The organism is Streptomyces sp. NPDC001492 (genome assembly GCF_053597275.1).
In genome coordinates this window covers 153046-175010 of the sequence record NZ_JBSFHW010000006.1, presented here as the reverse complement: position 1 = coordinate 175010, position 21965 = coordinate 153046, and the positions used below count along the sequence as shown (strand labels likewise).

The window sequence follows — 21965 nt, the reverse complement described above, 5'->3', positions numbered from 1 at the left end:
AGCCTGTGGACAACATTCCCGAGACCTGCGGAAAACGCGGACAACCAATCCCGCAAATCGGTCATATTTACTCCTAGTGTGACATTGCACTTCGCCTGTCCTGTCCATAGGACTTGCGCACCTGCCCCGCTTCGGTTATTGGGAGGACGGCCCACGCCATGCCCGCAGATCTCGCCGTCATCGGACTCGGCCCGTTCGGCCTGCCCCTGGCCCAGGCAGCCGTCGCGGCCGGCATCCCCACACTCGGCTACCGGACCGGGCCCGAGCAGGGCTCCCTCAGCCCCGCCGAGCTGCGCCGGATGCTCTCGGGGGGCTTCCGGCACGCCACCAGCCCGGCCGAGCTCGGCCGCGTCCGCACCGCGGTCATCTGCGTGCCGACCCCGCGCGGCGCCGACGGCAAGCTGGACCTCGGCCAGGTGGAGGCCGCTGCCCGCGCCCTGGCCGCGCAGCTGCGCCCGCACACCACGGTCATCCTGGAGTCGCCCGTCCCCCCGGGCACCACCGAGGAGTTCCTGTGCCCCCTCCTGGAGGAGGGCTCCGGGCTGCAGGCGGGCCGCGACTTCCACCTCGCCTACTCCCCCAGCCGGGTCGACCCCGGCAACCGCGCCTTCACCCCGGCCAACATCCCCAAGGTGATCGGAGGCCTCACCTCCGCCTGCACCGAGTCCGCCGCCGCCTTCTACGGCCGCCTCACCGACAAGGTGGTACGCGCGCGTGGACTGCGCGAGGCGGAGACCGTGCAACTCCTGGAGACCAACTTCCGGCACGTCAACATCGCGCTCGTCAACGAGATGGCCGTCCTCTGCAACCACCTCGGAGTCGACGTCTGGGACGTCATCCGCTGCGCGGAGACCAAGCCGTTCGGCTTCGAGGCCTTCCGCCCCGGCCCCGGCGTCGGCGGCCACGCCGTCCCCCAGGACCTGACCGGTGGCCCCGGCCGCCTGCGCATGGTCGAACTCGCCCAGCAGGTCAACAGCCAGATGCCCCGTTACGTCGTCCAGCGCGCCGCGGCCCTCCTCAACGAGCACGGCAAGTCGGCGCGCGGCGCACGCGTGCTGCTCCTCGGCGTCACCTACAAGCCGGACCTCGCCGACCAACAGGGCACCACCGCACCGGAGATCGCCGTCCGCCTCATGGAACTGGGCGCCTCGATCAGCTACCACGACCCGCACGTCCCGTCCTGGAGCGTCCAGGACCGGCCGGTCCCGCGCGCGGACGCCCTCTACGAGGCCGCGGCCGAGGCCGATCTGACGATCCTGCTCCAGCAGCACCGGACGTACGACCTCCAAGGCCTGTCGGTGAAGGCGCAGTTGCTGCTGGACACGCGCGGAGCCGTGCCGACGGGGGCCGCCCACCGCCTCTGAGCGCATATTTCGCTGGTCGCCCTGTCACCCCCACCTGTTACTCTCCCTCCACTCGTCGCACATGCGTGCGCACACTTTCTTCGCTTCACCATCCGCTCGTTCCATCCCGTGGGGGGATCTCTGTCATGAGCCAGTCAGCTCCAACGCCGCCGCAGCAGCCCCAGCAGGCCGACGGCAACCCGGACACCCAGCAGCCGGACGCGGCACCGCAGCCTCCGGCGCCGGGCGTTCCGTACGCGCCCGCTCCGGTGCCCGCTCCCGTGAAGAACAACATCGGGCTCGGTCTGGGCGCCGCGTTCGCTGCCGCCGTCGTCGTCGCCGGTGTCTACGGCGTGATCATCGGCCTGACCAAGCACGAGATCGGCTGGGCGGCGGTCGGCGTCGGCTTCCTGATCGGCCTCGCCGCGGGCCGGCTCGGCGGCCGCAACCCGGTCCTGCCGGTCGCGAGCGCGGTCCTGTCCCTGGCCGCCGTCTACCTCGGCCAGCTGGTGGGCGAGGCCATGCTCATCGCGGACCAGGTCAAGGTCGGCTTCAACGAGGTCTTCTTCCAGCACCTCAGCGTGGTCCAGGAGGCCTGGAAGGCGGACGCCGACCCGCTGACGTTCGTGTTCTTCGCGATCGCCGCGTATGTCGCGTTCACGGGGGCCAAGAAGGCGGCGGTCTGACCCTGCCGGTGCGGTGCGGGGCGGCGCGTCGGTTGTGAAGGGGGCGCGCGGGTGCGGAGGGCTCCGGGGCTGGTGGCATGCGGGGCGCGGCGCGGGTACCTTACGGAGACAGGTGGGGTCGGTCGCAGGTGGGACTGCGGCAGGCTTGTGGATGGATCACGGAGTGTCCGCCCCTGGTTTGCGCGGGGACGGTCGCTCACCATTGCACCCACCAAGGTGGAGCCCACCGCAGCGGTCACTGCGACGGGCTCCTGGATGGTTCACGGAGTGTCCGCCCCTAGGTCGTTTGGGGGCGGCCGCTCACCATCCGAAAATCCGCAAGATCCACCTCCTCCGGCACTTCACCATCCACAGACGGATCCGATCCCAGCGAGTGGGCCTGCGGTGACGTCCCATGGGCGCCCCCTTCCACGACGCCGCCCATTGACCCGGTAGACGGTCCGTTGGAAATCGGGCCGGGCCCCGAGGAGCGGGGTCCGGAACCAAATCCTTGGAAGGGGGCGCTCCAACAACCTGGGGCGCCGACACGGACGTTATCGCCCTCGACACGGCTGACCAGCCCGTATTCGCCCCGAACGCAACCGCACGCCCCCGCACCACCCCACGCGCCCCGCGCAAGCCCAGGGCATACGAAGGGGGCCGGTCACCCCACCAGGTGACCGGCCCCCTTGATGCCTTAAGCCCTACCGCTTGTGCTGCGAGTCCGCCACCGTCACCTCGACGCGCTGGAACTCCTTCAGCTCGCTGTACCCGGTCGTGGCCATCGCCCGCCGCAGCGCACCGAAGAGGTTCATGGAGCCGTCAGGAGTGTGCGACGGGCCGGTCAGCACCTCCTCGATGGTGCCGACCGTGCCGAGGTCGACCTTCTTGCCGCGCGGCAGCTCCTCGTTGACGGCCTCCATGCCCCAGTGGTTGCCCTTGCCGGGCGCGTCCGTGGCGCGCGCGAGCGGGGAGCCCATCATCACGGCGTCCGCGCCACAGGCGATCGCCTTCGGCAGGTCGCCGGACCAGCCGACGCCACCATCCGCGATCACATGCACGTACCGGCCGCCGGACTCGTCCATGTAGTCACGGCGGGCCGCCGCCACGTCCGCGACCGCGGTCGCCATCGGGACCTGGATGCCCAGCACGTTGCGCGTGGTGTGCGCGGCGCCGCCGCCGAAGCCGACGAGCACGCCCGCCGCGCCCGTGCGCATCAGGTGCAGGGCCGCCGTGTACGTGGCGCAGCCGCCGACGATCACCGGGACGTCGAGCTCGTAGATGAACTGCTTCAGGTTCAGCGGCTCGTGCGAGCCGGAGACGTGCTCCGCGGAGACCGTCGTACCGCGGATGACGAAGATGTCCACGCCCGCGTCCACGACGGCCTTGGAGAACTGGGCCGTGCGCTGCGGGGAGAGCGCGGCGGCGGTGACCACGCCGGAGTCGCGCACCTCCTTCAGGCGCGCGCCGATCAGCTCCTCCTTGATGGGAGCGGCGTAGATCTCCTGGAGCCGGCGCGTGGCCCGCTCCGCGTCGAGGCCGACGATCTCGTCGAGCAGCGGCTGCGGGTCCTCGTACCTCGTCCACAGGCCTTCGAGGTTCAGCACGCCGAGGCCGCCGAGCTCGCCGATGCGGATCGCGGTGGCCGGGGAGACCACGGAGTCCATGGGGGCGGCCAGAAACGGCAGCTCGAAGCGGTAGGCGTCGATCTGCCAGGCGATCGAGACCTCCTTCGGGTCCCGCGTACGGCGGCTGGGGACGACGGCGATGTCGTCGAAGGCGTACGCCCGGCGGCCGCGCTTGCCGCGCCCGATCTCGATCTCAGTCACGTCTGTGGCCTTTCCCTGATGCGTTGCAGCGTCTTCCAGTATCGCCGACGGGTACGACAAGGGCGGCCCCGGTGCTTCCGGGACCGCCCTTGAAGGAGCCTGCTGACCGCTTGTGCGACTACTTGCGGCTGTAGTTCGGCGCCTCGACCGTCATCTGGATGTCGTGCGGGTGGCTCTCCTTGAGGCCCGCGGAGGTGATCCGCACGAAGCGGCCCTTGGACTCCATCTCCTCGATGGTGGCCGCGCCCACATAGCCCATGGTCTGGCGCAGACCGCCGACGAGCTGGTGCAGGACGCTGGACAGCGGGCCGCGGTAGGGCACCTGGCCCTCGATGCCCTCGGGCACCAGCTTGTCGTCGGAGGCGACCTCGCCCTGGAAGTAGCGGTCCTTCGAGTACGACTTCGCCTGGCCGCGGGACTGCATCGCGCCGAGCGAGCCCATGCCGCGGTACGACTTGAACTGCTTGCCGTTGATGAACTGCAGCTCGCCGGGCGACTCCTCGCAGCCCGCGAGCAGCGAGCCGAGCATCACCGTGTCGGCGCCGGCCGCGAGCGCCTTGCCGATGTCGCCGGAGTACTGCAGGCCGCCGTCGCCGATCAGCGGGATGCCCGCCGGACGGGCCGCGAGGGAGGCCTCGTAGATGGCGGTGACCTGCGGGACGCCGATGCCGGCGACCACGCGGGTCGTACAGATCGAACCGGGGCCGACGCCCACCTTGATGCCGTCGACACCGGCGTCGATGAGGGCCTGCGCGCCGTCGCGGGTGGCGACGTTGCCGCCGATCACGTCGACGGAGACGCTCGACTTGATCTTCGACATCCAGCTCAGCGCGTTGCTGTTGTGGCCGTGCGAGGTGTCGACGACCAGGAAGTCCACACCGGCCTCGGCGAGCGCCTGGGCGCGCTCCAGGGCCTCGGGGCTGGCGCCCACGGCGGCACCGACCAGCAGCCGGCCCTCGGCGTCCTTGGCGGCGTTCGGGTACTTCTCGGCCTTGACGAAGTCCTTGACCGTGATGAGGCCCTTGAGGATGCCGTTGTCGTCGACCAGCGGCAGCTTCTCGATCTTGTGCCTGCGCAGCAGCTCCATGGCGTCCACACCGGAGATGCCGACCTTGCCGGTGACCAGCGGCATCGGCGTCATGACCTCGCGCACCTGGCGGCTGCGGTCGGACTCGAAGGCCATGTCACGGTTGGTGACGATGCCGAGCAGCTTGCCGGCCGGGTCGGTGACGGGGACACCGCTGATGCGGAACTTGGCGCACAGGGCGTCCGCCTCGGCGAGCGTCGCCTCCGGGTGCACCGTGATGGGGTCGGTGACCATGCCGGACTCGGACCGCTTGACCAGGTCGACCTGGTTGACCTGGTCCTCCACGGACAGGTTGCGGTGCAGCACGCCGACGCCGCCGAGGCGGGCCATCGCGATCGCCATGCGGGACTCGGTCACCTTGTCCATCGCCGCGGAGAGCAGCGGGATGTTGACCCGGACGTTGCGGGAGATGCGGGACGAGGTGTCGACCGCGTTGGGGAGCACCTCGGATGCGCCCGGCAGCAGCAGCACGTCGTCGTAGGTCAGCCCGAGTGTCGCGAATTTACCGGGCACTCCGTCGACGTTCGCAGTCATGACACCTTCCCCAAATGGCCTTGATCGGTGCGGATGTCCATGCTAACGGGAAGCACGGCTCTCGAATTCCACGGTTCCGCATGACTCTGGGCTTCGTATGTTCGTACGGGATTGCCGAGAGCCCTGTTCAAGGAAGGCGCTTACGGCAGTGGGGTTACTGCTCCGCGAGCGCCCTGAGCCGACTCAGGGCCCGGTGCTGTGCGACCCGCACCGCTCCGGGTGACATTCCCAACATCTGTCCGGTCTCCTCGGCCGTGAGACCCACCGCGATCCGCAGCAGGAGCAGCTCGCGCTGGTTCTCCGGCAGGTTGGCCAGCAGTTTCTTGGCCCATTCGGCGTCGCTGCTGAGCAGCGCCCGCTCCTCCGGGCCGAGCGAGTCGTCCGGCCGCTCCGGCATCTCGTCGGACGGGACCGCCGTCGACCCCGGGTGCCGCATCGCCGCCCGCTGCAGGTCCGCGACCTTGTGCGCGGCGATGGCGAAGACGAACGCCTCGAAGGGGCGTCCGGTGTCCTTGTAGCGCGGCAGCGCGAGGAGGACGGCGACGCACACCTCCTGCGCGAGGTCCTCCACGAAGTGCCGGGCATCACCCGGCAGACGGGACAGACGCGTGCGGCAGTAGCGCAGCGCCAGGGGGTGGACATGGGCCAGCAGATCGTGTGTGGCCTGCTCGTCCCCGTCCACGGCGCGATGGACGAGTGCACCGATCGCCCCTGCGGCACTCGCCGCCTCGTCGTCGCGCATCGGTCCATGGTGCCTTGCGGCCGCGCGGGCCGTGGCACCGTGTCCGATGTTGTGCACCGAAGCGTTATGAGCAGGTGCGCCGGAACTCATCCCTTGCACCCTCCCCTTCCGCTCGACCGACTCGTCCCCGAGAGACTCCACACCTCAAGGATGCGGCATCCGCGCCGAAACGAGCATCGGGCATCCGCCAGGACCTTTCGCCCGGCGGCTCCGAGGAGGGTGCCGACGCCTATCCACGCCCGCCGCGGCAGCAGCCGGCGCCGACCCGAGCCATGCCGGACGAAGGCCCTCGCAGCAGAGCTGCCAGGGCCTTTGACCGGTGCGACGAAGGGCGCCCGTGCCGGACGGCGCGCGGGCATGCCCGAACTTCCCCGGGGTCGCCCGGCCCCACCCACCCCGCGGTGGGCGGGGGTTCCCGAACCCCCGCTGCAACACACCCGACCGGCCTAGCGAACCAGGCCCCAGCGGAAGCCGAGCGCCACGGCGTGCGCCCGGTCCGAGGCGCCGAGCTTCTTGAAGAGCCGCCGGGCGTGCGTCTTGACGGTGTCCTCGGAGAGGAACAGCTCGCGGCCGATCTCCGCATTGGAGCGGCCGTGGCTCATGCCCTCCAGGACCTGGATCTCACGCGCGGTGAGCGTGGGCGCGGCGCCCATCTCGGCGGAGCGCAGCCGGCGCGGGGCCAGCCGCCAGGTCGGGTCGGCGAGCGCCTGGGTGACGGTCGCGCGCAACTCCGCGCGCGAGGCGTCCTTGTGCAGATAGCCGCGGGCACCCGCGGCGACCGCGAGGGCCACCCCGTCCAGGTCCTCGGCGACGGTGAGCATGATGATGCGCGCGCCGGGGTCGGCGGACAGCAGCCGGCGGACGGTCTCGACGCCGCCCAGTCCGGGCATGCGTACGTCCATCAGAATCAGGTCCGAACGGTCGGCGCCCCAGCGGCGGAGGACTTCCTCGCCGTTGGCCGCGGTCGTCACGCGCTCGACGCCGGGCACGGTCGCGACCGCGCGGCGGAGCGCCTCTCGGGCAAGCGGGGAGTCGTCGCAGACGAGGACGGATGTCATGGCCGCCCTCCGCAGCTGATGCACGTCACCTTGAGCCTCCAGGCTGGTACGAAATCGTCACCTGTGCGGTCGACCGTCTCGGACGCCTGCCCGAGCACTTGTTGCTTCAACCGCCTCCGCACTCTCAACGATGGTCACTCGAAAGAGTTACGGGGCCGTGTGCCATCTTCGGCACTCTACGTGAGGGCACGGACACGGTGCAGACATGCAGGGCGGACCCTCAACGTTTCATCACAACCCATGCCCCATTTAGCCCTTTTTCTTCCCATCTACTGGTGTCTGAGGCTAGATTCGCAATGAGTCATATTTTCATCTCCTTAGATCGTAGATATACGGTCGTGGGCACCGTATCCGCTCAGAACGGCTACAAGGGGTCACGCAATGGCAGATTTCTCCCGCCTTCCCGGACCGAACGCGGACCTGTGGGACTGGCAGCTTCTGGCCGCCTGTCGCGGGGTGGACAGCTCGCTCTTCTTTCATCCGGAGGGTGAGCGCGGTGCGGCCCGGAGCGCTCGCGAGAACTCGGCCAAGGAGGTCTGTATGAGGTGCCCGGTACGCGCGCAGTGCGCGGCGCACGCGCTGGCGGTGAGAGAGCCGTACGGCGTGTGGGGCGGCCTGACCGAGGACGAGCGCGAGGAGCTCATGGGACGGGCGCGCAACCGGCTGGTGGCGGCGGCGACCGGCGGGGACGGCGGCTCGAACAATTGAACTCGAACACCTGAAGGAACGTTTCTTCGACTCCACGGGATGGGCACGCGTGCGCGTGCCCATCATTTTTGCCGGTCTGCGGCCGCACGCCCCAGGTGCTCCAGGGTCGCCGCGACCGCGGGCACCTGGGCCAGGTCGGGCAGCGTCAGGGCCACGATCTCCCGGCGCACCGCCGGCTCCAGTGTCAGCACGCGCGCGTGCCGCGGCCGTACCGACTCGACGGCGAGCTGCGGCAGTACGGCGACGCCGAGGCCCGCCCCGACCAGGCCGACGACGGCCGGATAGTCGTCGGTGGCGAAGTCGATGCGCGGCGTGAACCCCGCGCTCTCGCAGACCTCGACCAACTGCCCACGGCAGCGCGGGCAGCCGGCGATCCACGGCTCATGCGCGAGGTCCCCGATGGACACGGCCGAGGCCTGTGCGAGCCGGTGCCGCTCGGGCACGAGACCGACGAGCCGGTCGCTCAGCAACGGTCGTACGACGAGGTCGTCCCACTCCTCCGCGGTCGCCGCGCCCTCGTAGCGGAAGGCCAGCGCCACGTCGCAGTCGCCCTCGCGCAGCAGCCCGACGGAGGCGGGCGGCTCGGCCTCCTCCAGAAAGACCCGGGTGCCGGGGTGGGCGGCGCGCAGGGCCGCGAGGGCGGTGGGCACGAGCGTCGAGCTGCCGCTCGGGAAGGAGACGAGCCGTACCCGGCCGGCGCGCAGCCCCGCGATGGCGGCGACCTCCTCCTCCGCCGCCGTGAGCCCGGCCAGGATCCCCGAGGCATGCCGCACCAGCGCCTCACCCGCCTGGGTCAGCCGCATCTCGCGCCCGCCGCGGACGAGCAGCGGCGTGCCGACCGATGCCTCCAGGGCCTTCATCTGCTGGCTGACGGCGGGCTGCGTACAGCCCAGTTCGCGCCCGGCGGCCGAGAAGGAGCCGGTGGCGGCGACGGCGCGCAGAACGCGCAGATGGCGGGCTTCGATCACCCTTCGAGGATAAGCGATCCTTTGGCCGGACACCCGATAATGCGTCGACGCTTTGAGGGGGCATCCCCTACCGTTCGGGCATGAAGCTACTGTCAGTGAACCTCGGCCGTCCGAAGTCCGTGCCGTACACGGGCCAGCCGGACGGGGTGACCGGCATCGACAAGCAGCCGGTGGCGGGGCCGGTGCGGGTGGCGGCGCCGGGGCCCAGGGGGATCGGTGCGAGCGGGCTGGCCGGGGACGCGGTGTGCGAACTGCGCCACCACGGGGGCGACGACCAGGCGGTGTACGCCGTCGCGCGCGAGGATCTGGACGACTGGGAGCGCGAGTTGGGGCGCCCGCTGCCGAGCGGCTCGTTCGGCGAGAACCTCACCACCGAGGGCCTCGACATATCCGGCGCGCTGATCGGCGAGCGCTGGCGCATCGGACCGGAGGTCGTCCTGGAGGTCACCTCCGGCCGGATCCCCTGCCGCACCTTCCAGGGCCATCTGGGTGAGAAGGGGTGGGTGAAGCGGTTCACGCAGAAGGGTGCTCCGGGCGCCTATCTGCGGGTGATCGCGCCCGGTGAGATCCGCTCCGGCGACCCGGTCGAGATCGTGCACCGGCCGGACCACGACGTGACGGTGGCGCTGCAGTTCCGGGCGGTCACGACGGAGCGGGAACTGCTGCCGCGGCTGCTGGCGGCGGGTGAGGCACTGCATCCGGACGGACGTGAGGCGGCGCGTCTGTACCTGGAGAAGCACCATTCCTGACGACCAGTCAGATACCTGCTCTTCTCCGATGCTTCACCACCGTCGGGCCCTGTGCAGAGATCGGAGTCCCGCAGTCCGGGTCACTACCCTTGGGCCATGACAACGGCTCTGATTACGGGATCGACCGCGGGCATCGGCGCCGCGTTCGCGCGGCGGCTGTCGGCCGACGGGCACAACCTGGTGCTCGTCGCCCGCGACACCAAGCGACTGCAGGAACAGGCGACCGAACTGCACGACCGGCACGGCATCGAGGCGGAGGTGCTCACCGCCGACCTCGCCACGGACGAGGGCATCGAGGCCGTGGCCACGCGCCTGGCCGACCGCAAGAACCCCGTCGACCTGCTGATCAACAACGCCGGCTTCGGCAACAAGGGCCGCTTCCTCGACGTACCCCTCGCCGACGAGCTGCAGATGCTCAAGGTGCACTGCGAGGCGGTGCTGCGGCTGACCATGGCGGCGACCGAGGCGATGCGCGAGCGGGGTCGCGGCGGGGTCGTCAACGTCGCGTCCGTGGCCGCCTTCGTGCCGCGCGGCACCTACGGAGCCTCCAAGGCGTGGGTCGTGCAGTTCACGCAGGGGGCGGCGAAGGACCTGGCGGGCAGTGGCGTGCGGTTGATGGCGCTGTGCCCGGGATTCGTGCGCACCGAGTTCCATCAGCGGGCCGGGATGGGCACGGACAACATCCCCGGGTGGATGTGGCTCGACGCCGACAAGCTGGTGGCGGCGGCACTGTCGGATCTGGCGCGGGGAAAGTCGCTGTCCATTCCGGACGCGCGGTACAAGGCGCTGATGGGGGTCGTGAAGGTGACGCCCCGGGGGCTGCTGGGCGGGATCACCTCGCGGACCGGCCGGAAGTACGGGCCGCAGTAGCCTCCCGGCGCTCGGGGGGCGCAGTGGAGCCCCGGTGGGAGAATGGTGCTGGTACTGAGGTGCGCCTCGCGAGGTTCGCGCCGGCCACCTCCGTCGACCTGCTTTTCCGCCGGGGGGCCGGGGGCCTGCGGCGAAGCCGCTGCTGTCACCGCCCCCGGAACAGTGCAGTAACCGGACCTCGGGGACCGGAGGCAAGACCATGACCTTCGTTCAGATCATCGACTGCAAGACCAGCCGGTTCGACGACATCAACCGGCTGATGGACACCTGGGTCGAGCAGACCAGGGGGAAGCGGACGGCGACGCACGCGGTGGTCGGCAAGGACCACTCCGACGCGTCCCACTTCATCGAGATCGTCGAGTTCCCCTCGTACGAGGAGGCGATGCGGAACTCCAACCTGCCCGAGACCGACAAGATCTTCCGCGAGATGGTGGCTCTCTGCGACGAGATGCCGACCTTCACCGACCTGGACGTCGTGCGCGACGAGCAGTTGTACGCGGCGAACGTGCGGCGGTTCTTCGAGACCATCGCCACCAAGGGCGAGCTGCCGCCGCTCGACGATCTCATCGCCGAGAACTACCACGACCACGATCCCGCCAACGAGCAGGACACCATGGGCATGGACGCCATGCGGCGTGAGATCGGCATGTGGCGCAGCGGGTTCGACTTCGCCTTCGACATCGAGGACCAGATCTCGCAGGGCGACCGGGTGAGCACCCGGTGGACCTGGCGCGGCACCCAGACCGGCGAGTTCATGGGGCTCCCGTCCACCGGGAAGAACGTCGTCATGACGGGCACGACCATCTTCCGGTGCAATGAGGAAGGGAAGATCGTCGAGGGCTGGTGGGAGTACGACCGGCTGGGGCTGATGGCCCAACTGGGCGCGCTGGAGGGGATGGAGAAGTAGGGGAACGGCGAAAGGCCCGGCACCCCAGGGGTGCCGGGCCTTCGTACCGTCTACTGAGCGATGTCAGTGGGCGTGGCCGTGGCCGTGGCCCGCGGCGGCCGGCTCTTCCTCTTCCTTCTTCTCGACGACCAGGGTCTCGGTCGTCAGCAGGAGGGAGGCGATGGAGGCGGCGTTCTCCAGGGCGGAGCGGGTGACCTTGACCGGGTCGATGACGCCGGCCTTGACCAGGTCGCCGTACTCGCCGGTGGCGGCGTTGAAGCCCTGGCCCTTCTCGAGCTCGGCGACCTTGGAGGTGATGACGTAGCCCTCGAGGCCGGCGTTCTCGGCGATCCAGCGCAGCGGCTCGACGACGGCCTTGCGGACGACGGCGACACCGGTGGCCTCGTCGCCGGTCTTGCCGAGGCCGCCCTCGAGCACCTTGGCGGCGTGGACCAGAGCGGAGCCACCGCCGGAGACGATGCCCTCCTCGACCGCGGCGCGGGTCGCGGAGATGGCGTCCTCCAGACGGTGCTTCTTCTCCTTCAGCTCCACCTCGGTGGCGGCGCCGACCTTGATCACGCACACGCCGCCGGCCAGCTTCGCGAGGCGCTCCTGGAGCTTCTCGCGGTCCCAGTCGGAGTCCGTGTTCTCGATCTCGGCCTTGATCTGGGCGACGCGGCCCGTGACGTCCTCGGAGTTGCCGGCGCCGTCGACGACCGTGGTGTCGTCCTTGGTGACGGTGACGCGGCGGGCGGAGCCCAGCACGTCCAGGCCGACCTGGTCCAGCTTGAGGCCGACCTCCTCGGAGATGACCGTGGCGCCGGTGAGGATCGCCAGGTCCTGCAGCATCGCCTTGCGGCGGTCGCCGAAGCCCGGGGCCTTCACCGCGACGGCATTGAAGGTGCCGCGGATCTTGTTGACGACCAGGGTCGACAGGGCCTCGCCCTCGACGTCCTCGGCGATGATCAGCAGCGGCTTGGAGGAGTTGGTCTGGATGACCTTCTCCAGCAGCGGCAGCAGGTCGGCGATGGAGGAGATCTTGCCCTGGTTGATGAGGATGTAGGGGTCCTCCAGGACGGCCTCCATGCGCTCCTGGTCCGTCACGAAGTACGGCGACAGGTAGCCCTTGTCGAAGGCCATGCCCTCGGTGAAGTCCAGCTCCAGACCGAAGGTGTTGGACTCCTCGACGGTGATGACACCGTCCTTGCCGACCTTGTCCATCGCCTCGGCGATGAGCTCGCCGACCTGCTGGTCCTGCGCGGAGAGCGCGGCCACGGCGGCGATGTCGGACTTCTCGTCGATCGGGCGGGCGGTGGCGAGGAGGTCCTCGGAGACGGCCGCCACGGCCGCGTCGATGCCCTTCTTCAGCAGCGCCGGGGAGGCACCCGCGGCGACGTTCTTCAGGCCCTCGCGCACCAGCGCCTGGGCGAGCACGGTGGCGGTGGTGGTGCCGTCACCCGCGATGTCGTTGGTCTTGGTCGCCACCTCCTTCACCAGCTGGGCACCGAGGTTCTCGTACGGGTCCTCGACCTCGACCTCACGGGCGATGGTGACGCCGTCGTTGGTGATGGTGGGCGCGCCGAACTTCTTGTCGATGACGACGTTGCGGCCCTTGGGGCCGATCGTCACCTTGACCGTGTCGGCCAGCTTGTTGACGCCGCGCTCGAGGGCGCGACGGGCGTCCTCGTCGAACTTCAGGATCTTCGCCATGGGAGCGGTTCAGCCCTCTCGGAAAACGTGGGTGAAACGAACTGCGCCCCGGACGCCCGGCTTCATAAGGTCGCGGGAACCCGGGGCGCAGCTCACAAGCAGAAAATGCTCGAGGTGAATTACTTCTCGATGATCGCGAGCACGTCGCGGGCCGAGAGGACGAGGTACTCCTCGCCGTTGTACTTCACCTCGGTGCCGCCGTACTTGCTGTACAGCACGATGTCGCCGGTCTTGACGTCGAGCGGCAGGCGCTCGCCGTTCTCGAAGCGGCCCGGGCCCACGGCCAGGACGACGCCCTCCTGGGGCTTCTCCTTGGCGGTGTCCGGGATGACCAGGCCAGAGGCCGTGGTCTGCTCGGCGTCCAGCGGCTGGACCACGATGCGGTCCTCGAGCGGCTTGATGGCAACCTTGGAGCTGGCGGTCGTCACGATCCGACCTCCCCCTTCGGAGATCTCACGGGGTTAACTGTCTGAGGTGGCGACCAGGTGGATCCGTCGTCGCGGGTGCCGGACCTGCCCGTCGCGTAGTTGGCACTCTCCAGTGGGGAGTGCCAGAGCCGAGACTATGACTGCGATTAGCACTCGGTCAAGCGGAGTGCCAATGCCTGCGGCGCGTCGGGGGGTTTTCGGTTGACCGCGGGCCTCGGTGGACGTCCCGGGGGCTGCCGCCCCCAGCCCCCCGCTTCGGCCTGAACGGCCTCGTCCTCAAACGCCGGACGGGCTGAAATGCCGGGCCCCTCGGGCTCACAGGTAGTCCTCCAGGCGGGCCACCGCGTATCCGTCGGCCGTGACCCTGTCCAGGAAGCGGCGCATGTCGTCGACCATCGTGCCGTTCCACTCGTCACGGCCGCGGAAGTGGGTGAGGACGATGTCGCCGGGGTGCAGGTCCCGGTCGTCCTCGCGGTACTCCCAGTGGTCGACGAAGACCTCCTCGTCCCAGATGGGCGCGTACTTGATGCCACAGGACTTGGCGGCCATCAGGGTGTCCTGGTTGTAGTTGCCGAAGGGCGGGCGGAAGAGGGCCGGACGCCTGCCGAACTGCTTCCTCATGATCGTCTGCATACCGCAGATCTCGTGCCTCTGCTCCCGGTAGGACAGCGCCGGGAGGTAGGGGTGGGTGAGGGTGTGGTTGTTGAGGGTCCCGCCCTCGGACTGCATCCGGCGGAAGTAGGCGTAGTCGTCCTTGATCAGGAAGTTGCTGAGGAAGGCGGTGTACGGGATCTTCAGGTCGCTCATCATCCGCAGGAACGCCGGGTCCTTCTCGGCGCCGTCGTCGATGGTCAGGAAGACGACCTTCTGCCGGGTGGGGACGGTCGTGAAGACGGGCGGGAGGTTCAGTTCCTCCTGGTCGTCCACCTCGAAGCCCTTGCGTGCCCTGATCTTCGGCTTCTTCGCGGGCGGTGCCGGAGCCGTCAGCGGGACCCTCGCCAGGTCCCAGTGGCGCGCCGCGGCGGCTCGGGCGATGTACGCGGAGCGCAGCCTCGTGGCGTAGGAGTCGAGGGCGCGGGCCGGGGGCGCGTGCAGGGGCGGCTGCTGGCCGGGAGCCGGGCGTACCGGCGGGCCGCCGAACTGGGCACAGCCCGAGGCGATGGCCGCGACGGCGAGCACGGCGATTCCACCGCGGACCCATGGCACCCCGTAAGCGCGATTTTTATCGTTTTGTACTACTGCTCCCATGGTGCCGGATCATCGCAGGCCACCACCCGGATCCCGGCCCGCCACGCGGCCGGAGGCGCACCGTCCACCGACTGGCCCACAATGGGCCGGTGAACGACCTCGCCGACCTGCTCACCCCCGAAGGCCGCGCCCTCCTCGACGAGGTGCGCGGCACGGCCCCGGCCGACGAACTCGCCGTCGCCACCCGGCTGCGCCGCGACCACCCCGCCGAGCTGGTGTCGGCGGCGCTCGGGCAGGCGCGGCTGCGGCAGCGGGCGACGGCCAAGTTCGGCGCCGAGGACGCGGAGCGGATGTTCTTCACGCCGAACGGGGTGGAGCAGTCGACGCGGGCGAGCGTGGCGACGTATCGGGCGGAGTGCTTCCAGGCGCTGGGCGTACGGTCCGTCGCCGACCTGTGCTGCGGGATCGGCGGAGACGCGATCGCGTTCGCCCGGGCCGGCATCCGGGTGCTGGCCGTGGACCGGGATCCGGCCACGGCGGCCGTGGCGCGCGCGAACGCCGACGCGCTCGGGCTCGCCGGGCTGATCGAGGTGCGGGAGGCGGACGTCACGGAGGTGGAGACGGCCGGTTACGACGCCGTGTTCGTCGACCCGGCCCGGCGCGGCGGGCGCGGCCGCATCTTCGACCCGGAGGCCTACTCGCCGCCCCTGTCGTGGGCCACCGAGGCGGCCCGCAAGGCGCCGTGCGCCGCGCTGAAGATCGCGCCGGGCATTCCCCACGAGGCGATTCCCCCGGACGCGGAGGCCGAGTGGATCTCGGACGGGGGTGACGTCAAGGAGGCCGTGCTGTGGTTCGGCCCTCGCGTGACGCCGGGCGCGCGGCGGGCGACACTGCTGCCCGCCGGCGCCAGTGTCTGGGCGTCGCCGTCCAAGGCCCTGCCCGACCCCGAAGTCCGGCCCGTCGGACGGTACTTGTACGAGCCCGACGGCGCCGTCATCCGGGCACATCTGGTCGCCGAGGTGGCCGAGGACCTGGACGGCGGGCTGATCGACCCCACCATCGCCTACATCACTGCGGACGAGTACCACGTGACCCCGTATGCGACGGCGTACGAGATCACCGATCGACTCCCCTTCGGTGTCAAGAAGTTGAAGGCACTGCTGCGGGAGCGCGAGGTCGGTGTCCTGACCGTGAAGAAGCGCGGTTCGGCCGTCGAGCCGGAGGAGTTGCGCCGCAAGGCCCTCCCGAAGCCGCAGGGCCCGAACGCGGCGACCGTGTTCCTCACCCGGGTCGCGGGTGCGCCCACCATGCTGATCGGTGGCCCCGCCTAAGCACCGAGTGAACGGAGTCTGCCGCGCAGCAGCTCCCGCTCCCGTTCGTTGCGCGCCAGTCCCGCCGCCCGTGCGAACTCCGCGCGCGCCTCCTCGGTGCGCCCGAGCCGTGCCAGCAGGTCGCCGCGGACGCTGGGCAGCAGGTGGTAGTCGCGCAGGGCGGGTTCGGCGGCCAGCGCGTCGACGATCGCCAGCCCCTGCGCCGGTCCCTGGGCCATCGACACGGCGACCGCGCGGTTGAGCTCGACGACCGGGGAGGGCGCACGGGCGGCGAGCAGGCCGTACAGCGTCGCGATGCTCGGCCAGTCGGTCTCCTCGTAGGTGTACGCGTGCGCGTGGCAGGCGGCGATGGCGGCCTGGAGGGCGTAGGGGCCGGGGGCGCCCGTGGCGGTGGCGTCGGCGCGGTGGAGGGCGGTGATGCCGCGGGCGATGAGCATGCGGTTCCAGCGGCGGCGGTTCTGGTCCCTGAGGAGGACGGGTTCGCCGTCCGGGCCGGTGCGGGCGGCCGCGCGGGAGGCCTGGAACTCCAGGAGGGAGGTCAGGGCGTGCACCTCCGGCTCCTTGGGCATCAGCCCGGACAGCACACGGGCCAGGCGCAGCGCGTCCTCGCAGAGGCCGGGGCGCAACCAGTCGTCGCCGGCCGTGGCGGCGTAACCCTCGTTGAAGATCAGGTAGATGACGTCCAGGACGGAGCCGAGCCGGGCCTCGCGTTCGGGGCCGTAGGGCACCTCGAAGGCGATGTTCCGGGTGGCGAGGGTCTTCTTGGCGCGGACGATGCGCTGGGCGACCGTGGGCTCCGGGGTGAGGAACGCACGGGCGATCTCGGCCGTCGTCAGGCCGCCGAGGAGGCGGAGGGTGAGGGCGATGCGGGCCTCGGCGGACAGCACCGGGTGGCAGGCGGTGAAGACCAGGCGGAGCAGGTCGTCATCGATGTCGTCGGGGTCGGCGGGCTCCTCGGGCGGGGCGGTGGTGTCGAGGGTGCGGCCGATCTCCTGCAGTTTGCGGGCGTAGTTCTCCCGGCGCCGGATCAGGTCCACGGCGCGGCGGCGGGCGGTGGCCATGAGCCAGGCGCCCGGGTTGTCGGGCACGCCGTCGCGCGGCCACTGCTCCAGGGCGGCCACCAGGGCGTCCTGGGCGAGCTCCTCGGCGATGCCGACGTCGCGGACCAGGCGGGCGACGGCGGCGATGATGCGCGGGGACTCGAGACGGAAGACGGTCTCGATGGCGTGGCGGGGGTCGGCGGCGGTGGCCTGCGAGGCGGTGGGCTGTGGTTCCACAGCCCACCATGCAACACCCCCGGAGGCCTCGGGCCAAGGAACGGTCAGCCTTCGGCGATCTCCCGCACCTCGCAGGTCACCGTCCAGTGCTCCTCGTGCACCTTCAGGAACCGCTTGGTCCACTCCAGTGCCTCGGCCTTGTCCTTGCACTGCATGATCGCGTAGCCGCCGACGACCTCCTTGGACTCGGTGAAGGGGCCGTCGGTCACGGAGATCTGCCCGCCCTCCCAGTGCACGAGGGTGCCCTGTGCGGAGGGGGTCAGCCCGGCCGTGTCGAGCATGACCCCGGCCTTGGTGATCTCCTCGATCAGCTCGCCCATGCGCTGCATCAGCTCGGGGCTGGGGCCCTCCGCGGGCGCGGTCTTCTCGTCGATCTTCACGAGGGACAGATAACGCGGCATGGTGACTCCTCGGTCGTTACGGGGCCGGTCCTTCCCGGCCTCTCACCGGTGCGTCGATCGGGAGGGGCCGGAATCGACAGGCTCCGCGGATTTCTTCGGAGTTTTTTCCCGGCGCGCTGACCTGCCAGGATCTGCTACGACAGCTCCCAGCCGAACGCCGCCTTCGTGTACGGCGCCCCGACCGTCCGCCCGCCGAAGGTGAACGCCGCGTCCGTCACGATGCCCGTGGGACGCCCCCGCAGGGACCAGACCGCTCCGTCGCCGGCGTTCTCGTGGGGCGCCGCCGCCGCGAGGTCCGCGTAACCGTTGCCGTTGATGTCGATCAGACTGACCGCGCCGCCGAAGTCGTCGCCCGTCTCGACGGCTCCGGGGACGCCCTTGGTGTTCTGGGTGAAGCCCTGGGCGCCCTTGCCGGTCAGACCGCTCCGGCTGCCGTACAGGACGTCGACCATGCCGGCCCCGTCGTCGTAGCCGAGTTCCTCACCGGGCACGCCCACGGCCACGTCGTCGTAGCCGTCGCCGTTGATGTCGCCGACCGCCACCGCGGCGCCGAACGCGTCCACGGTCTCCTTGCCGCCGGGGACGCCGTCGGTGTTCTGGCTGTACGTCTTCCAGGTGGACCGCGGCTGCAGACCGGAGGCCGAGCCGAGGGCCACGGTGACCGTGTTGTAGTTCTCGGCACCCCGGACGACGTCGCCGTAGCCGTCGTGGTTGATGTCGCCGAAGGCCACCCCGCCGTCGCCCTCGGGGGCCTGGGCGGAGGTGAAGGCGTCTCCTGAGGCGTTGGCCAGGTAGAACCGCGAGGTGAAGCCGCCCTCGCCGATGTAGTCGGTCAGCGCGAGGTCGTCGCGTCCGTCGCCGTTGACGTCGCCGGCAGCGGTGTCCAGGACGTCGTCGTACTGGAAGTCGGTCGCGCCGAAGGCCCTGGTGGCGGCCGGCTTGCCGGTGCGGGAGAGCGGGCCGGTCCAGACGGTGGCCGTGGTGCCGTAGGGGTCGTCGTGCCCGGAGCGGCCCCCGCGGAACAGGACGAGGTCCTGCTTGCCGTCACCGTCGAAGTCGCCGGCCTGGGTGACCGCGGCGGGCACGGACACCCCGCCGGACAGGCCGTTCTTGCCGCCCCAGACGACGACCGCGTCGCGTACCGGGGAGGTCTCCCCGACGATCAGGTCGGTGCGCCCGTCGCCGTCGAGATCGCCCTTGGACAGCTGGATGCCGAAGCTGTCGCCCGCCTGGGGGCTGCCCGGAATGCCGCTGGTGGCACGGCTGACGACCGTGCGCCGGTCCTTGGTCAGGCCGTGCGGCCCGCCGTACATGACGACGACCGCGCCCGCCCCCTTCTGGCCGCCGACCGTGGCGCCCGGGGCACCGAGGGCGAGGTCCTTGTAGCCGTCGCCGTCGAAGTCGTCCCGGACGGTCGTCGGGACGGCGGCCACGGCACTGCCCGCCAGCGCGGGGACACCGCCGAGCGCCAGCACACCGGCGATCACCGGCACGGCCCAAGTGGCTTTGTACGAACGCGAGATGGACATCTGGAATCCCCCTGATGACGGCACTGCGGTCACCGCGGGAGACCCCCCGGGGCATCCGATGGTTGTAGTCCCCGGCTTCACTTTCAGCGCAGGGAGTCCCACAGCCTGCTCGCCGCCGGTTCCTTCGCCACCACTCGGTTGGGGTCCGAGGGCGCGGTCACCACCGGCATCATCACCGTCTTCACCCGGTCCGCGGACAGGCCCTTCAGACTCTCGCCGAGGCCGACCAGCTCGCTCAGCGAGTCCAGGCCGGTGTCGGTGGTCAGGCTGCTGGTCACCGCCTCGGCCACCGTGTACAGCTTGGCGGGGTCGGTGAACAGGTTCGTCGAGGAGATCTGTTCCAGCAGCGCCTTCACCAGCTTCTGCTGGAGGCCTATCCGGCCGAGGTCGCTGCCGTCGCCTATGCCGTGCCGGGTGCGGGCGAGGGCGAGAGCCTGCTTGCCGTTCAGGGTGTGGGTGCCCGCCTTCAGGTGGAGGTGGCTGTCGTCGTCGTCGATGTCCTGGTCGGTGGTCACGGTGACGCCGCCGAGCGCGTTCACCAGCTTCGCGAAGCCAGAGAAGTCGATCTCGATGTAGTGGTCCATGCGGACGTTCGTGATCGATTCGACCGTCTTCACGGCACACACCGCACCGCCCACCGAATACGCGCTGTTGAACATCGCGTGGTACGCCACCGCCGTCGATCCGCCGGACTTCAGCGGGCAGGACGGACGCGTGACGAGCGTGTCGCGCGGGATGCTGGCGACGGTGGCCTTCTTCCGGCCCGCGTCAATGTGCACGACCATCGCCGTGTCGGAGCGGGCGCCGGAGCTGTCGCCCCCGCCGAGCGCCTTGTTCTCCTTGCCGCTGCGCGAGTCCGAGCCCAGCACCAGGATGTTCAGGGAGCCGGTGGGCAGCGGGGAGGCGGACGCGGAGGGCGTGATCATCGCCTTCGCCGGGCGGTCGTCACCGAGCGCCTGGTTGATGTCGACGCTCTTGATGTTGTGGTCGAGATGCCAGTACGCCCAGCCGGCCGCACCCGCGCCCAGCACCGCCAGGCCCGCCATGGTGAGGCCGGCGATCTTCAAGATCTTCGACCGCCGGCCCCTGGGTCTGCCCGCGTCTCCACTGTCATCGAGTCCCGTCACGGACAGGAACGTAAGTCCGAATTATTAGGGGATTGTTAGTGACGCCGGCGTGAAACGGTTTTCTTCGGAAAATCTCACGCTCAGCCCAGCGTCACCGCCGGCACCGGATTGCTGCCGCTCCAGGACCCGTTGAACCCGAAGCTCACCGAACCGCCGTCCGGGACCGGGCCGTTGTAGGAGGCGTTCGTGCACGTGACCGCCGTACCGGACTGACTGCAGGTGGCGTTCCAGGCCTGGGTGATCCGCTGGCCCGCGCCGAACGTCCAGTTCGCCTTCCAGGACGACAGGGAGGCGCCCGAGCAGGCGATCGTCACCTGGCCCGTGAACCCGGTGTTCCACTGGCTGCTCACGCTGTACGTCGCCGTGCAGGCGCCGGTCGGCGGCGGGGTCGTCGTACCGCCGAGCGCCTCCGCGATCGCGCGGTACGCCGGTTTCGGCGCGTAGTTCTCGTCGTACGGCGTCGCCGCCCCGTAGCCGGGGAAGGTGCTCGGCACCCAGGAGTCGGAGTCGGCGAAGCCCCAGACGGTGACGCCCGCGCACCGGGTGACCGCCACGCAGGCGTTCAGCACCGACTTGTAGTCGGCGGCCTGCTGGGCCAGCTTCGTGCTGTCCGCGGGGAGCGCCATGCGTACGTCCAGCTCGGTGATCGACACATCCACGCCGAGGTCGGCGAAGCGCTGGATGTTCTGCTGCAACGACGAGGGCACCTGACCCAGGATCAGATGCGCCTGCAGGCCGACGCCGTCGATCGGGACGCCACGGGCCTTGAGGTCCTTCACCAGGTTGTACAGGGCGGTCGACTTCGCGCCCACGCCCTCGACGTTGTAGTCGTTGATGTACAGCTTGGCGGCCGGATCGGCGGCGTGCGCCCAGGTGAGGGCGTTGGCGATGTAGTCGGTGCCGAGTTTGTCGTACCAGAGGTCGGAGCGGTAGGTGCCGTCCTCGTTGAAGGGTTCGTTGACCACGTCCCAAGCGGTGATCCTTCCCTTGTAGCGGCCGACCTCGGTGGTGATGTGGTTCTGGAGGAGGCTGCTGAGCTGGGCCGCCGTCCAGTTGCCGTTGGTCAGCCAGCTCGGGTTCTGGTTGTGCCACACCAGGGTGTGGCCGCGCACCTGCTGGTTGTGGGCCTGCGCGAAGGCGACGATCCGGTCGGCCTCCGTCCAGTCGAAGCTGCCCCGGGTGGGCTCGACCGAGCCCCACTTCATGGCGTTTCCGGGGGTCAGCGAGTTGAACTGCGCCCCGGCGAGGTCGCCGTACGTCCCGCTGAGCTTGGAGCCGGTCACCGCCGTGCCGATGACCTTGCCCCTGGCGGCGGCGAGGTCGCGCAGCGGGGTGTCGGCGGCGTGCGCCGCGGGCGCCGTGAACAGCAGCGCGGCGCCCGTGACGAGTGCCGCCAGGGTTGAGCCAGTTCTCAGAGATCTCATCGCGGGTGCCTCCGAAAGTTTCGGTCGTGCAACCGATTGGCTTCGGAGGAGTTTCGTGATGCCCGTACCACCCGTCAATACGTCAACTTCCGGCCACCCGGGGCACGTACG

At 70.2% G+C, this 21965-nt stretch carries 20 protein-coding genes; 7 read left to right on the top strand and 13 right to left on the bottom strand.

Annotated features, from left to right (window positions below; all coding sequences use genetic code 11):
- Nucleotides 1-158: 158 nt before the first annotated feature.
- On the top strand, nt 159-1364 hold the full coding sequence (locus ACWC1K_RS10365) for a nucleotide sugar dehydrogenase (RefSeq protein ID WP_450830077.1): 1206 nt from the start codon (nt 159-161) through the stop codon (nt 1362-1364).
- A gap of 125 nt (nt 1365-1489) precedes the next feature.
- The gene (locus tag ACWC1K_RS10360) at nt 1490-2029 is read left to right on the top strand and encodes a hypothetical protein (RefSeq protein WP_450830075.1); all 540 of its coding nucleotides are present in this window, start codon (nt 1490-1492) and stop codon (nt 2027-2029) included.
- A gap of 683 nt (nt 2030-2712) precedes the next feature.
- Here ACWC1K_RS10360 and ACWC1K_RS10355 read toward each other — a convergent pair.
- The 4 genes from ACWC1K_RS10355 to ACWC1K_RS10340 form a co-directional block, all read right to left on the bottom strand.
- A complete protein-coding gene (locus ACWC1K_RS10355; protein ID WP_450697915.1) occupies nt 2713-3837 on the bottom strand; it encodes a GuaB3 family IMP dehydrogenase-related protein in 1125 nt (374 codons plus the stop codon).
- 118 nt (nt 3838-3955) lie between these two features.
- The gene (gene guaB / locus ACWC1K_RS10350; protein ID WP_450830073.1) at nt 3956-5458 is read right to left on the bottom strand and encodes an IMP dehydrogenase; all 1503 of its coding nucleotides are present in this window, start codon (nt 5456-5458) and stop codon (nt 3956-3958) included.
- A 154-nt stretch (nt 5459-5612) separates the two neighbouring features.
- Nucleotides 5613-6200: a sigma-70 family RNA polymerase sigma factor gene (locus ACWC1K_RS10345; RefSeq protein ID WP_030930346.1), complete on the bottom strand. Its 588-nt coding sequence runs from the start codon at nt 6198-6200 to the stop codon at nt 5613-5615.
- Between the two features lie 446 nt (nt 6201-6646).
- The gene (locus tag ACWC1K_RS10340; protein ID WP_003948568.1) at nt 6647-7258 is read right to left on the bottom strand and encodes a response regulator transcription factor; all 612 of its coding nucleotides are present in this window, start codon (nt 7256-7258) and stop codon (nt 6647-6649) included.
- A 381-nt stretch (nt 7259-7639) separates the two neighbouring features.
- Here ACWC1K_RS10340 and ACWC1K_RS10335 point away from each other — a divergent pair, with 381 nt between their 5' ends.
- A complete protein-coding gene (locus tag ACWC1K_RS10335; protein ID WP_351462437.1) occupies nt 7640-7966 on the top strand; it encodes a WhiB family transcriptional regulator in 327 nt (108 codons plus the stop codon).
- A gap of 62 nt (nt 7967-8028) precedes the next feature.
- Here ACWC1K_RS10335 and ACWC1K_RS10330 read toward each other — a convergent pair whose 3' ends face one another.
- Nucleotides 8029-8934: a LysR family transcriptional regulator gene (locus ACWC1K_RS10330; protein ID WP_450830071.1), complete on the bottom strand. Its 906-nt coding sequence runs from the start codon at nt 8932-8934 to the stop codon at nt 8029-8031.
- Nucleotides 8935-9014: 80 nt separating this feature from the next.
- On the opposite strand from ACWC1K_RS10330, the gene ACWC1K_RS10325 reads away from it, so the two are divergent.
- The 3 genes from ACWC1K_RS10325 (at nt 9015) to ACWC1K_RS10315 (ending at nt 11460) form a co-directional block, all read left to right on the top strand.
- Nucleotides 9015-9683 carry an MOSC domain-containing protein gene (locus tag ACWC1K_RS10325; RefSeq protein ID WP_450830069.1) on the top strand — a complete coding sequence of 223 codons (669 nt, stop codon included), beginning with the start codon at nt 9015-9017 and terminating at the stop codon, nt 9681-9683.
- Between the two features lie 96 nt (nt 9684-9779).
- Nucleotides 9780-10553: an SDR family NAD(P)-dependent oxidoreductase gene (locus ACWC1K_RS10320; protein ID WP_450830067.1), complete on the top strand. Its 774-nt coding sequence runs from the start codon at nt 9780-9782 to the stop codon at nt 10551-10553.
- A gap of 199 nt (nt 10554-10752) precedes the next feature.
- Nucleotides 10753-11460, top strand: a complete 708-nt coding sequence (locus tag ACWC1K_RS10315; protein ID WP_450830065.1) for an ester cyclase — start codon at nt 10753-10755, stop codon at nt 11458-11460.
- Between the two features lie 63 nt (nt 11461-11523).
- On the opposite strand, the gene groL is transcribed toward ACWC1K_RS10315, so the two are convergent.
- The 3 genes from groL to ACWC1K_RS10300 all read right to left on the bottom strand — a co-directional run bounded on the left by groL (nt 11524) and on the right by ACWC1K_RS10300 (nt 14825).
- Nucleotides 11524-13149, bottom strand: a complete 1626-nt coding sequence (groL, locus tag ACWC1K_RS10310; protein ID WP_450830063.1) for a chaperonin GroEL — start codon at nt 13147-13149, stop codon at nt 11524-11526.
- Between the two features lie 119 nt (nt 13150-13268).
- Complete coding sequence (gene groES, locus ACWC1K_RS10305) at nt 13269-13577, bottom strand: co-chaperone GroES (protein ID WP_055493212.1); 309 nt, start codon at nt 13575-13577, stop codon at nt 13269-13271.
- Between the two features lie 315 nt (nt 13578-13892).
- Entirely contained in the window at nt 13893-14825 is a 933-nt protein-coding gene (locus tag ACWC1K_RS10300; protein ID WP_450830061.1) for a polysaccharide deacetylase family protein, read from the bottom strand.
- Between the two features lie 89 nt (nt 14826-14914).
- Between ACWC1K_RS10300 and ACWC1K_RS10295 the strand changes: the two genes are divergently transcribed.
- Complete coding sequence (locus ACWC1K_RS10295; protein WP_450830059.1) at nt 14915-16096, top strand: class I SAM-dependent methyltransferase; 1182 nt, start codon at nt 14915-14917, stop codon at nt 16094-16096.
- Here ACWC1K_RS10295 and ACWC1K_RS10290 read toward each other — a convergent pair.
- The 5 genes from ACWC1K_RS10290 to ACWC1K_RS10270 form a co-directional block, all read right to left on the bottom strand.
- Nucleotides 16093-17373, bottom strand: coding sequence for an RNA polymerase sigma factor (locus tag ACWC1K_RS10290; protein ID WP_450830057.1), 1281 nt, complete (start codon nt 17371-17373; stop codon nt 16093-16095). The two genes, ACWC1K_RS10295 and ACWC1K_RS10290, sit on opposite strands and share 4 nt — an antisense overlap.
- A gap of 44 nt (nt 17374-17417) precedes the next feature.
- A complete protein-coding gene (locus ACWC1K_RS10285) occupies nt 17418-17774 on the bottom strand; it encodes a YciI family protein (protein WP_450830055.1) in 357 nt (118 codons plus the stop codon).
- A 134-nt stretch (nt 17775-17908) separates the two neighbouring features.
- The gene (locus ACWC1K_RS10280; protein WP_450830053.1) at nt 17909-19303 is read right to left on the bottom strand and encodes an FG-GAP-like repeat-containing protein; all 1395 of its coding nucleotides are present in this window, start codon (nt 19301-19303) and stop codon (nt 17909-17911) included.
- 83 nt (nt 19304-19386) lie between these two features.
- Nucleotides 19387-20373 (bottom strand): LCP family protein, encoded by a 987-nt coding sequence (locus tag ACWC1K_RS10275; protein ID WP_450830353.1) that lies wholly within the window; start codon nt 20371-20373, stop codon nt 19387-19389.
- A gap of 137 nt (nt 20374-20510) precedes the next feature.
- Nucleotides 20511-21854, bottom strand: a complete 1344-nt coding sequence (locus ACWC1K_RS10270; protein WP_450830051.1) for an endo-1,4-beta-xylanase — start codon at nt 21852-21854, stop codon at nt 20511-20513.
- Nucleotides 21855-21965 lie beyond the last annotated feature (111 nt).